Raw genomic sequence first — 12543 nt, 5'->3', positions numbered from 1 at the left:
ACAAGTTCTTGAAATTTGTCAGGCTTATTGTTTTTGGGAATTTCTATTTTAATTTGAGTCTACTTGGACTGTAATCAATTTTTTTCTTGTACAAAGTAGCTTCATTAGCAAACATCGTCATATTAATTGTAGGTTCTCCTAGTAAATAGATTTCTGTTTCATCTTTAGCTTCAATTGTAATTTCTTCATTTGTTAATACATAACAATCGCTAGAACCTTCAGCAATAATAGACGTTTTACCTGATGTTAATTTTTCACCATAAAAATCGGTATTTCCATCTGCTCTTACCAGCATTGATGTAACATCCCCTTCTAGTTTTGCATATCCTTTTTGATATAAATCTATCTTTAGACTATCAGCGGTTATGATTCCTTTTAATTCTGAATTTTCATTCACCTGATAAAATGCTTCTTTTGAGTCTACGTGTAAGTCAAGAGTAGCTTTTCCGTTAGATATTCCAGTTACATTACCTGTATCTACAGATAGAAATACTTCTGAATTATCATTGGCTTCAATGCTTAATTCTGAGGATTTTACAGGAGCCAATGATTTAAGATTAATCTTATCATACACGCTTATTTTTTTTAATTCTGATGCATAGGAGATTGTTATGTTCAATGCTTTGGCACGTCTGAAGAATTTAGTTGCTCTTATTTTTAATATACTATCCTGTATTTCGACTTCAATAAATTCCTGAAGATTGCTATCTGCTTCAATCTTTATTATATGATCACTATCTTCATCGATTGAAACTTCGAAATTATCATACAATTCGATGGTATGAAAAGCGTCTATAATCTTTTCTTCAGTCATTACAATTTTATTGCCTTTGATCTTTTCTTTCTGGGCATATATGTTTCCTAAAAAGAAGATTGAAAATAATGATAGCAAAAGTGTTCTCATTTTGAGTGTGGTTTTTATTTTTTAAACACCGTTTTTTATATTTAAGTATATCTGCTTGTTAAATTTATTTATAAAAAGACTTATTTTAGAAAAAAACGTTACATATCTTCAGTTTTTAAAAGATAACTAAAAAAACAGCCTCTTTTTTTAGAGGCTGTTTATTATTGGTAAAAACGGTTAAGTAAAACACGGTCCACAACTATTTTATTTCAGTTTTTTAGCCTCTTCTACTACCTGACCATTTTCTCGGACAATCATTTTGGATATTACTCCATTATTATCTTTTATAAACTCAAACGTTAGTGAACTCTGCTTATGAAAAAATAAATTTTCTTTTTGAGGATAAACAGTGGCTTCCATTTTACCAGCTTTTATCTCCAATAGATTGTTTTTTGTAGTTACAATCACTGTACCTGTTTGTGGTGCTTGGTAAGTTCCTATATATTTATTCAAGGTTTTGTTCGATAAAGAGATTTCTTTTTTGTCCGTATTTTGAGGCGCTGGTTGATGATCATAACTTAGTACTCTGGTCATCTTCCATTGATTGTCTTTATGTTGCCAAACGTGAGTGAATTTTGCAATTTCTGTAAGCCGTTCTTGTTTGCCTTTTTCTGAAACATAAAAGAGGTGTTCGCCAGTAATGATGGCTCCGTAATTATTAAGAGGAAATACATTAACACTTTTTTCTACTACTTCTCGTCGTACTCTTGGATTTTCTGAACTACATAAGTTGTTCTTTACACTTTCCATCATATGCGTTAGTCCTTCTGTCAGACCTCCTTTATCGTGATAAAACTCAAAATCTTCCACAAAAAATGTTTTGAATTTATCAATATCACAACTATTATAGGATTTCCAGAATTCACCATCTAATTCGAGAATAGTGTTAGTTAGATTTTTTATACCTCCTTGATTTTGAGCTTGACTTGTATATCCAGATGCTATTGTAATGCATAGGAATAAAATTAGGGTTTGAAATTTTGATGTCATTTTTTCGTTTTTTGAACCACGTTAAGTAGAAATATTGATGAATATTGATTAACTGATGCTAATGTGGTATGATGAATGGTTAGGATATAATAAGAACCACCCGAAAAGCATAATATCTAAATAACTTGTCTGTCAACAAACAATGGGTGCTTTTCAGGTGATTCTATTTTTTTGGTTGGTGGGGTGGTTGGTTGAATTGATTGGTTAGGTTATTAATTTTTAATGTCTACGTACATTTCCTCCAGAATTATCGCTTTCCGATACACTTTCAGGATTACCGTAATAAACTACATCTGCGCCACTGGTTGCTTTTCCAGTAAACTGGTCTTTAGCATGAATTTTTATATGCGCACCACTGGTCGCTTTTGCTTCAGAAATAAGACTTAAGAGTTCATCTGCTCTTATATCAGCTCCACTTGTTGCACTAGCTTTATGGTTGTTTACTTTTCCTGATAAATTCATCATTGCACCACTTGTTACTGATGTAGTAAGTGTTTCTGCTTTTACTTTAAGTTCTACATCTGCGCCACTGGTAGCACTAATTGCAAGATCTTTCTGAACAACTGCTCCCTGAGACGTAACTCTAGCACCACTAGTTGCTGATATTTTTCCTAATTTATCATAAGAAACATAAACTGTCTTTTCATCAGCTCGATAAATATTCTTGTCAGAAGTAATGTATAGGGTTTCTCCTTCTACATACACCTCTATGTGTTGATGTAGATTTTCGTTTGCTTCAATAATTACTTTTCTATCTTTTTTATTAGTTAGTACTACATCTAAACCTCTACTAGATTTTATAGTATCAAAGTTTTCATTGATGGTTTTTTCTTTTCTAATTACTTCTCCTTCACCTCTGATTCCATCAAAAGCGATGTTGCAAGAGCAACATAAAGCGGTAAGTATTAATGTTGCTATAATTTTGGTTAGTGTTGTCATAATAGTGTGATTTAATTTATTAAACTGTTCGTTTTTTGATCCGCTTTAGGCGGACAGATTGATTAATTATCGGTTTTGATTTTTATTCCGTTCTCGTCTATTTTGATATCTACTTCTTCACTTTTGATTTGTACTCCATCTTCATCGATTTTAAGATTTGCATCTTCATCATCAGAGTTGATTTTGATTTGTACTCCATCTTCATCAATTTTTAGATTTGCATCCTCATCATCAGAGTTGATGTTAATTTTAACTCGGTCAGTATCGCTGTTGTCATTGTCTTCCCATTCATTATATTGCCATTCATCCTTAGGACAATCCTGACAAGTAAACTTACCATCAATCAATTTTAGATATTTCTCTTCTTTACCATCTATGGTTAGATAATCATTGTATTTCCAAGAGTTATTATATCCAGATGTATTATCATCAGCTAATATGGTCATTCCTTCTGGGATAGAAATAATAATTTCCACTTCTTGATCATTGTACTTGTTTGTGTAATCGGTAATTGCATATCCATTTAGTAATAACGTATTACCCTTTATATCATAGTCGTACTGAATTGCTGCAGCTCTTTCTTTAGCTTCATCGTAGCTACTTCCTTCAGCATTCTTTCTAACCATAATTTTAGGAATAGAATCTTCTCTGTTTTCTTTTATAAATACTTCGATATCCTGAATTACGATTACTTTATTATCATTTTGATCTCTTTTTATTTTAAAATCATTTTTATGATATAAATTTCTTACGTACCTACTATTCCCAACCATTTTTATGTTTAAAGTGTCTGTAGATTGAAGATATAAGTTTCTGGAATCTTCAATTATTTCTGCATCATATGCTTCTTGAGTAGCTTGACGAATCCCTACAATTGCTAATCCTATTACTGATAGAATCCAAACTGCCAATAATGCTAATTTAGCTGGTGTACCAATTGATTTTAGATTATTGATAACAATCTTTAATCCTAAGATGAATAAAAAGAAAAATGGAATACCTACTGCAAACAATGTGAGTAATGAAACCAACCATAGAGGCACATTTGGATGATTAATTACATCAATGTATTCTGTAAAAGGTGTCTCAATTAGTCCAAAAGTTCCAACGGTAAATAAACTAATAAATAAACTTATTAACGTGATTCCTGCTACAATGATTAATAGTACTCCTATGAATTTTACAAATATTTTTAGTATCACTAAAAGTACATCTCCGAGTGCATCAAAAAAACTGGTAGAACCACTTTTTACTTTATCACTATATTTCTGATAATCTACATCTTTTACCTTATCCGCAACATCATTAAATCCTTCCTTGATTTTTTTTTCGATATTACTAATATTTACAGCTTCTCCTTTCATTGCTAAATAGTCTGCTGTACTTTTTGCTTCTGGTACAAAAATCCAGAATGCGATATAGATAAGGATGAAAGCTCCACTAGAAAATACCGTAAAAAGAATCCATGCTATTCTTAACCAAATAGGATCTATACCAAGATAATGGCTTAATCCAGAACTTACACCTCCTACATAAGAGTTAGAAGTATCTCTAAATAACTGTTTAGATTTTGGAGTTCTCTGATAAGAAGATTTTGGTTCGTCTTCAAAAATCTCTTCATCCAATCTATAATCTTCGGGTTGCCCCATAACTTCGATTACTTCATCTACTTCTTTTATGCCGATTACTTGTCTTTCGTCTTTTATTTTTTCACTGAAAAGCTCTGCTATTCGTGCTTCAATATCAGCGATAATCTCATCTCTACCTTGAGAGTCGGTAAATGAACGTTTTATCGCCTGAATATAGCGCTGCAGCTTTAAATAAGCGTCTTCATCTATGTGAAAAAATATGCCTGCTAAATTTATATTGACTGTTTTGTTCATTTTTGTTTCTTTTTTTGTTTAGTAACTATAGTTACCGCATTTTGTAATTCGTCCCAAGTGGTATTTAATTCTTTTAGAAAAAGTTTCCCTGTTTCCGTAAGTCCATAATATTTACGTGGTGGTCCTGATGTAGATTCTTCCCAGCGATAACTAAGCAATCCGGCATTTTTAAGCCTTGTTAATAAAGGATATATTGTGCCTTCTACAACTAACATCTTTGCGTCTTTAAGGGTCCCTAAAATCTCTGCTACATAAGCGTCGTCATCCCTAAGAATTGAAAGTATGCAATATTCCAGAACACCTTTGCGCATTTGCGCTTTTGTGTTTTCGATCTTCATAAAACTGGTTTTTAAAAAGTTAAACTGTTCATTTTTTGATTGATTAATTGATTGATGATGTTATTTAAATATATATTGATCAGAGAATACAACTCCAGCAATAAAAACTGAAGACAAAAGATAATTGATTAGGTTAAATTTTAAGTTGTATCTCTGTTCTTTTGATGTTTTGATTAATAATACTAGTAATGTAAAGCCAACTAATAATGGTAAAATCCAATATCCAAGCCCAAGCCAAGCACTAATACGAGCTTCATCATTAGGGTTAAAAATTGATATGATCATTGCTAATACTCTAGAGTAAAATGCAAAAAATAAAAAAGGATACCAATATTTATTATTCGTTTTATTTATAAAATAAAATATCACAAAAGCCTGAAGCATGGTAAATAGGGGACCAGCTGCACTAACTAATTGTTGGTGCCAAGCTGATTGGTATTCTCCTTCTAATAAGAATGCAGAATTAAGTGTCATTCCCATTTCGTATCCTAAAAGTTTCCCAGTGATGAAGTGAGCAAACTCATGAAAAAAGAAAGAGGATACCACTGCTATGGCAGTAATTAGAACATATTTTATGTTGATTGATGAGTTCATTCTAAATTACTTTATAAATCGGATTGTTAGCGGATATCTGTATAGTTCTCCTTTATTTCCTTTTAATGCCGCGGAGATGATAAAAATGATTTCTAAAAAGAACCCTATTAGTGCTAGTACACCTACAAATGAAGCTCCTATTAATGTTCTAAATCCTCCATCAGTAGAAAAATTAATATCTAGTCCATTGTGATTAAAAACATCAAATAAAGAAGCATCTCCAAAGATGTTGAATATAAAAAAAGGAACCGATATCATTCCTAAAATTATCGTATAAAGCAGTACACTCAACTGAAAGTTGATAGCTTCCTTACCGTGGTTATCTATAAAATCTGATTTATCCTTATTGGTAGTCCATAATAATATGGGAACTATAAAATTACCAAATGGAATAAAGTATTTGGTAAATACCCCTAAGTGCATAAACGTTGCGATATTTTTGTGGTTGTTATTGGACATTTTTAAAAGTATATAATAGTTTCTTATGCAAATATATGTCTAAAAAAAGGTATTATGCAAAACATAGTACCATATTTTAACATAAATTTATGATTTGATGTTATTTTGTATGTCCATACTTTTTCAATACTTTAGGACAATTAAATACTATAATATGAAGATTACTCCTAGAAAAATTAACACCTTCACAATGTTTAAGTTACCTTCTGCGTGGCTTTGTGGAGTGCGTGTAAAAAAAGTTAATGAATCCAGTTGTACCGTAAGTGTGAAACACAGGTGGATGAATCAGAATCCTTTTAACTCTATGTTTTGGGCAGTACAAGGTATGGCTGCAGAGATGAGTACAGGAGCTATGGTGTCGGGCCAAATCCATGAAAGTGGAAAGAAAATTTCCATGTTGGTTGCCAATAATAATGCCTCCTTTACCAAAAAGGCAACAGGTAGGATTACATTTATATGTAATGATGGACATTTGATTAAAGACGCCATCCAAAAAACTATTGAAACAGGTGAGGGACAAACCGTCTGGATGAAATCCATAGGAACTAATAAAGATGGTATTGAGGTTTCTACTTTTAACTTTGAATGGACGATTAAACTTAAAAGTTAATAAATTCTAAATTTTAGTAGTATGTGTCCATAAGTTCTGATGTATCGAAAAATAAATTTGTAACACTTTATGGAAACTTATTACTTATATATTAAAACATTTATTAATCAGTAAAAATAAATAGCGAAAATCATGACAGCACACGAAATAGACTATACCATTTATGGAGAGGAAATGCAATATGTAGAAATAGAACTGGATCCGCAAGAAGGAGTAATCGCCGAGGCAGGAAGTTTTATGATGATGGAAGATGGTATTAAGATGGATACTATTTTTGGAGACGGTTCTCAGAAAGATGAAGGATTTATGGGAAAGATTTTTGGAGCAGGAAAGCGATTGCTTACGGGTGAGAGTTTATTTATGACCGCCTTTTATAATGAAGTTGTAGGCAAAAAGAAAGTTAGTTTTGCTTCTCCTTACCCAGGAAAAATTATTCCTATCGATCTTACAGAATATGGAGGAAAGTTTGTTTGTCAGAAAGATGCATTTCTATGTGCGGCTAAAGGAGTATCTGTTGGTATCGAATTCTCTAGAAAACTAGGAAGAGGTTTGTTTGGAGGAGAAGGATTTATCATGCAAAAGCTAGAAGGAGACGGAATGGCATTTGTACATGCAGGAGGAACCACGGCACGAAAAGAGTTAGCAGTAGGAGAAACATTAAAAATAGACACAGGATGTATTATTGGATTCTCTAAAGGAGTTAATTATGATATAGAAATGGTAAAAGGTATTAAGAATACTATTTTTGGGGGAGAAGGCTTGTTTTTTGCAAACCTAACAGGACCTGGAGTAGTATACATACAATCATTACCTTTTAGTAGATTGGCTAATCGAGTATTGGCTGTGGCTCCTAGAGGAGGAGGTAAAAGTAGAGGAGAAGGTAGTATTTTAGGAGGTTTAGGAGATCTTTTGGATGGCGATAATAGTTTTTAATAAAGTTAAATAAGGGTTAAAAGACAGTTTTTTGGTTTTATTTGACTATATTAGATTCAACAACTTTAAAATAGTAAGTATAATCCTACAATTACTTGTATTAAACCTAACATTTAAACCCCTATTAATTTATGGCGAGAGCAATGTTTGATTACACTAAGACTGTACTAAAAAAAGTTAGTTTTGATGTAAATCTATTTACAAAGGAAGTAATTAAAGCACTAAACAGATTACTCCCACACGAGATTGAAGAATTAAAACTTTGGATTCAATCTTTAACAGTAAACAAACCAGAGTTAGAACCTTGTTTAATCTATTTAAAATCATAAATATAAAAGCGACTTTTTAGTCGCTTTTTATTTTAGATATAGGGCTTATAATTTGTACATTCTGAAAAGTAATTGCGCCTTTTACAACCCCTGCAATTGTAGTGTGTAACGCTTCTATTATTTGCATTTTTAATTCACTTTTATGATAAATAAGGCTTACTTCTCTAGCGGGAGATGGTTCATTGAAATGATGTAAGTTTCTTTTCTCTTTATCATTAATGTCTAATGTATGTAGATAGGGTAAAAGTGTCATGCCAAGTCCCTCATTAGATAACTTAACTAACGTTTCGAAACTTCCACTTTCCAACTGAAAATGATCATCATCATAGCTTTTTTGAGTTTTACAAAGGTTAACAATCCCATCTCTAAAACAATGCCCGTCTTCTAGTAATAGCATGTCATCTATATCCAGATCAGAAACATCGATTTTACTCTTTTGATTTAATCTGTGACTAGGAGGAATATATCCTACAAAAGGCTCATAATATAATACCCTTTCTTTTATATTTTCATTTTGTAATGGAGTAGCAGCAATAGCAGCATCTAGATGTCCATCCTGTAAGCGTTCCATAATAGCTTCTGTAGTAAGCTCTTCAATTTTGAGTTTTACTTTTGGATATTTCTTTATGAAATTATGTAAGAACATTGGTAATAGCGTAGGCATTACCGTTGGTATCACTCCCAGTTTAAACTCACCTCCTATAAACCCTTTTTGTTGATCAACAATATCCTGAATACGCTCACTTTCGTTCACAATATTTCTAGCCTGTTGTACTAATTTTCTGCCTACTTCAGTAAGTTCAATTGGTTTTTTACTTCGATCAAAAATTAGGATGTCTAACTCTTCCTCTAACTTTTGAATTTGCATACTCAGTGTAGGTTGCGTAACAAAAGTTTTTTCTGCTGCTTTAGTGAAATTTTGGTGTTCAGCTACCGCAAGAACATATCTTAATTGTGTTATAGTCATTGTTATTTTTTTGCAACACAAAAATAAAAAAGCTATTGATAATATTGATTAAATAAATGATAAAAATTTGTTTTATCTATAGGGGTCTTAAGTAATCTGATTCGTAATCAATTAGGTGATATTAGATATTACTATTGGTAATTTTATAGTAGTTAGCACCCCTGAATTATCTTGCAGTTCTTCCAAATTATCCATGCTAAAATGATAATTTCCTTCATAAATAGTGTCAATCCTTGATAGAATATTGGTAATTCCTGTACCAAAAGTGACATCTTCATATTTCGGTATCGGCTTACCATTGTTAGATACTTCTATAACTAAATAATTCTTAGCTTTTGAAGCTTTTAAGGTAATTTTTAAATTATCGTGTTTTAAAGAAAATCCATGTTTTATTGAATTTTCTATAATAGGTTGTAAAACCAGAGGAGGAACTTGAAGTTCTAACAGTTCATCGTTTATGTTTATTTTAAAATCAATTTTATCTCCAAACCGTATTTTTTCTATTTGAATATATTTTTTCAATAAATACAATTCTTGTTTTAACGTAAGCAATTTTACATCCTTGAGATTTAGCGTATCTCGTAATAAATCACTTAAATCGGCAATAGCATTTTGTGATTTTTCGACATTAATTTCCATTAAAGCAGAAATATCATTCAAAGTGTTAAACAGAAAATGTGGTTGTAATTGTGACTGTAAGGCATTTATTTTAGAATCCAGTAACTGGGATTTTAGATTCTGCTCTCTTAATTCGGTATCGGTCTGTTTTTTAAGATAGTAATATGCGTAGACAATGGCGAGCATGGTAAAATAGACAAAAAAGTTAAAACTAAGTCCACTTAAACCTCTTACCCAAACCGACTCGATGGTTATAGGTGATGCTGTCTGGTGAATCAGTTTACTAGAAACCATCGCCATAAAAGATGAGTAAAAAGATAATAAAAATGCAGCAAATGTGTGTAAAATCAGGGATTGTATAAAATACTTTCTTTTATATATAAATGGCAGTGTTATATATATGGCTACACCTAAGAAAAGTGATTTATAAATATAATAAACAATAAAGGTAACTATTGTTTTACCAATGTCTTGATCAACAGGGGTTGGTCTCCAATAATTTACCAAAATAGATCCTGTAAAGTCAATAACATAAGCCATGAAATAAAATAAAAGTAAAAACCGAAGTAACTTCTTGTTTAAGAAAAAATCTTTTCGAATACTCATTTTATATTCATTTTTCGTAGAAAATCAGATTTGTAATTTTTTGTTAATACAAAGCTTTCTCCGCTATTAATAGTAATACTGTAGTCGCCAAGTCCTTCGCTGAAAACAGCTTTTATTTCCTTTAAACAAATGATAGTAGATCTATTAATTCTTGTAAAGTGATCTGGATTTAATCTACCAATTAATTCACTCATCGAAATTCGATAAATGTATTTCTCCTTATTTTGGGTGAAAATTTCGGCATAATATGCAGAGGAAGTAATGTATTTGATATCATTTACATTAATAAAAATATATTTTTTACCAATCTTAATTACAATTTTATCCAAATATGTATTATTTCTACTTTGCTTAATTTGATTATTATCTAGAAAATTCAGTAGGTGATTAATTTTATCTCGATAGTCATTAAGTTCTTCGGATTTAAGTTGAAGTTTAGCCCTGTTAAAAGAGTCAATCAATCGTTCCTTTTTATAGGGTTTTAGTAAAAAGTCAACTGCTTGAATTTCAAATGCTTTTACTGCAAAATTATCAAAAGCAGTTACGAAAATAATAAGAGGAATGGTAAACGAATCATTTTTTAGTTTTTTGATAACATCAAAACCTGTCATATCAGTCATTTGGATATCGAGGAAGACGATTTCTGGTGTTTGCGTTCTTATAAGGTCGATAGTTTCTTTACCCGAACTGGATTCGATAATTTGATCCAAACCATCAAGTTTATTAAGAATACTAAAAACTCTTTTCCGTGCTAAATCTTCATCATCTGCAATTAAAATTTTCATATTTACTAAATAGCCTGATTGAACAAAACCTACAAAATAAAATAAAACATATGATTCTTTACCAGTTTGATAAGAAGATCATAAAATATAGATATGAATTACTTAATTTTTGATATAAACTTCTAGTGTGTGCTTAAGTTATGAAATAGAAACCTATTTGATGTCAAAGTATATCTTATTTATCATCTTATGAATCGAAAATATCAAATTTTGCTTTATGATACGTATCTGTTTTTAGTTTTGTAACTATTCGCTTCCGTTGAATTATTATTAAATTTTAATGAAGTATACTATTTTTTTTGGGATGCTATCACTAGTGGTAAGTATCTCTTGCGGCAATTTAATTGATCCTGATCAAGTAAAGATATCCGAACCAACTATTCCTTCTATAGCATTTTTAGGGACCTTTCATTTTGGGTCTACAACAGATTATTCTTCTATGAAAACTGATAATTTCTTATCAGATAAAAGACAGCAAGAAATAAACGAATTGGTAGCCGTTTTGGCACAGTATCAGCCTACCAAAATAATGTTGGAATATACAATCAAGGAAAACGATAAAGTAATGGAGTGTTTTACAAATTATCTTTCTGGCGGTTACCAACTTAAATTAGACGAGAGAGAACAACTTGGTTTTCGGTTAGCAAAAAGATTAGGTCATAAAAAGATTTACTGTATTGATTACAAGAAGCCGCTTCCTTTTAGAAGATTATCCGAATTTGCTAATACATACAGCCCTGATACATTCGAAAAATTTCTAAACAGTATCAAGGAGAATGACAAAAAGGACTCAGAGTATCTTAATGATGCAACACTTCTTGATTATTATGCTTTTAAAAATACAGAAGTGGAAGATTCAAAAAATAAAAATCAATACTTAGTAGATACAGCAGGATTCATTTCTGATTCTTCCTATATAGGAGTAGAGTTTGTCTCAAAATGGTGGGAACGAAATTTTCATATTATGGCAAACATAAACTTGAAAATTGAGCCAAAAGACCGTGTTTTGGTCATCATTGGAGGAGCACATAGAGCTGTTTTAAAGGATTTTTATAAAGACAGAAATGATATAGAGTATGTAGAAATCCACACGTTTCTAAAATGAATTTAGATTATAGTAAAAAATATGCAGATGTTTGTATTCGCATACCCTTAGGATTTCATTTGGTATATGGAGTACAGGATAATATTTTTTCTTGGGATGATATGCTGGTATTCAGAGATTTTCTAGAAAGTTATCAGTTTCCTTTTCCTTTAATAGCTGCTCATATTTCTGTCTATACACAGTTTATTTGCGGTGTGTTATTTATTCTTGGTTATAAAACTAAGTATGCTGCTTTGATGATGATTTGTAACTTTATCATAGCAATTATAGCAGTACATTTAGATGATCCTTATCCTAATAAATTCCCTGCAATCATGATGCTTTTTGGTTCTTTTTATATGTTATTACAAGGTGATGGATATTACACTATCAAAATTTTGACGAATCGATTAAAATCTAAACAAAGAAATCTGCCTTTGTCGTAAATATCAAAAAATAGTAAAAACATATCGTAGGCTTTTATGTCTATATCATTCTTAGCCA

Annotated in this window: 15 protein-coding genes; 5 read left to right on the top strand and 10 right to left on the bottom strand. The window is 31.1% G+C overall.

The genetic code is table 11. The features are described 5' to 3' along the window. Positions 1 to 43: 43 nt before the first annotated feature. From Q0829_RS20580 to Q0829_RS20550, 7 genes are all read right to left on the bottom strand, one after another. A complete protein-coding gene (locus Q0829_RS20580) occupies positions 44 to 904 on the bottom strand; it encodes a DUF2807 domain-containing protein (RefSeq protein ID WP_298546460.1) in 861 nt (286 codons plus the stop codon). A gap of 204 nt (positions 905 to 1108) precedes the next feature. Further along, positions 1109 to 1894: a DUF4440 domain-containing protein gene (locus Q0829_RS20575; RefSeq protein ID WP_298546458.1), complete on the bottom strand. Its 786-nt coding sequence runs from the start codon at positions 1892 to 1894 to the stop codon at positions 1109 to 1111. 219 nt (positions 1895 to 2113) lie between these two features. Continuing rightward, complete coding sequence (locus tag Q0829_RS20570) at positions 2114 to 2833, bottom strand: head GIN domain-containing protein (RefSeq protein WP_298546456.1); 720 nt, start codon at positions 2831 to 2833, stop codon at positions 2114 to 2116. Between the two features lie 62 nt (positions 2834 to 2895). Then, positions 2896 to 4716 carry a PspC domain-containing protein gene (locus tag Q0829_RS20565; protein WP_298546454.1) on the bottom strand — a complete coding sequence of 607 codons (1821 nt, stop codon included), beginning with the start codon at positions 4714 to 4716 and terminating at the stop codon, positions 2896 to 2898. After that, complete coding sequence (locus Q0829_RS20560) at positions 4713 to 5054, bottom strand: PadR family transcriptional regulator (protein WP_118457539.1); 342 nt, start codon at positions 5052 to 5054, stop codon at positions 4713 to 4715. Before Q0829_RS20560 ends, Q0829_RS20565 begins: the two co-directional genes overlap by 4 nt. A gap of 60 nt (positions 5055 to 5114) precedes the next feature. Then, positions 5115 to 5648, bottom strand: a complete 534-nt coding sequence (locus tag Q0829_RS20555; protein WP_298546452.1) for a hypothetical protein — start codon at positions 5646 to 5648, stop codon at positions 5115 to 5117. 6 nt (positions 5649 to 5654) lie between these two features. Further along, on the bottom strand, positions 5655 to 6107 hold the full coding sequence (locus Q0829_RS20550; RefSeq protein WP_298546450.1) for a DUF4870 domain-containing protein: 453 nt from the start codon (positions 6105 to 6107) through the stop codon (positions 5655 to 5657). 154 nt (positions 6108 to 6261) lie between these two features. Between Q0829_RS20550 and Q0829_RS20545 the strand changes: the two genes are divergently transcribed. The 3 genes from Q0829_RS20545 (at position 6262) to Q0829_RS20535 (ending at position 7979) form a co-directional block, all read left to right on the top strand. Further along, complete coding sequence (locus Q0829_RS20545; protein ID WP_298546448.1) at positions 6262 to 6717, top strand: DUF4442 domain-containing protein; 456 nt, start codon at positions 6262 to 6264, stop codon at positions 6715 to 6717. Positions 6718 to 6849: 132 nt separating this feature from the next. Continuing rightward, positions 6850 to 7650, top strand: coding sequence for a TIGR00266 family protein (locus Q0829_RS20540; RefSeq protein WP_298546446.1), 801 nt, complete (start codon positions 6850 to 6852; stop codon positions 7648 to 7650). Between the two features lie 131 nt (positions 7651 to 7781). Next, positions 7782 to 7979 (top strand): hypothetical protein, encoded by a 198-nt coding sequence (locus Q0829_RS20535; protein ID WP_298546444.1) that lies wholly within the window; start codon positions 7782 to 7784, stop codon positions 7977 to 7979. 16 nt (positions 7980 to 7995) lie between these two features. On the opposite strand, the gene Q0829_RS20530 is transcribed toward Q0829_RS20535, so the two are convergent. The 3 genes from Q0829_RS20530 to Q0829_RS20520 form a co-directional block, all read right to left on the bottom strand. Further along, positions 7996 to 8946, bottom strand: coding sequence for a LysR substrate-binding domain-containing protein (locus Q0829_RS20530; protein WP_298546442.1), 951 nt, complete (start codon positions 8944 to 8946; stop codon positions 7996 to 7998). A gap of 111 nt (positions 8947 to 9057) precedes the next feature. Further along, the gene (locus Q0829_RS20525; RefSeq protein ID WP_298546440.1) at positions 9058 to 10170 is read right to left on the bottom strand and encodes a histidine kinase; all 1113 of its coding nucleotides are present in this window, start codon (positions 10168 to 10170) and stop codon (positions 9058 to 9060) included. Continuing rightward, entirely contained in the window at positions 10167 to 10955 is a 789-nt protein-coding gene (locus Q0829_RS20520) for a LytTR family DNA-binding domain-containing protein (protein ID WP_298546438.1), read from the bottom strand. Before Q0829_RS20520 ends, Q0829_RS20525 begins: the two co-directional genes overlap by 4 nt. Before the next feature lie 280 nt (positions 10956 to 11235). Between Q0829_RS20520 and Q0829_RS20515 the strand changes: the two genes are divergently transcribed. Then, positions 11236 to 12060, top strand: coding sequence for a DUF5694 domain-containing protein (locus Q0829_RS20515; protein WP_298546436.1), 825 nt, complete (start codon positions 11236 to 11238; stop codon positions 12058 to 12060). Further along, positions 12057 to 12485, top strand: a complete 429-nt coding sequence (locus tag Q0829_RS20510) for a DoxX family protein (RefSeq protein WP_298546434.1) — start codon at positions 12057 to 12059, stop codon at positions 12483 to 12485. The genes Q0829_RS20515 and Q0829_RS20510 overlap by 4 nt, the downstream gene beginning before the upstream one ends. Positions 12486 to 12543: the final 58 nt, after the last annotated feature.

The sequence above is a fragment of the uncultured Aquimarina sp. genome (assembly GCF_947492405.1).
Classification (GTDB): domain Bacteria; phylum Bacteroidota; class Bacteroidia; order Flavobacteriales; family Flavobacteriaceae; genus Aquimarina.
This window is presented reverse-complemented; position numbering and strand designations above follow the sequence as displayed.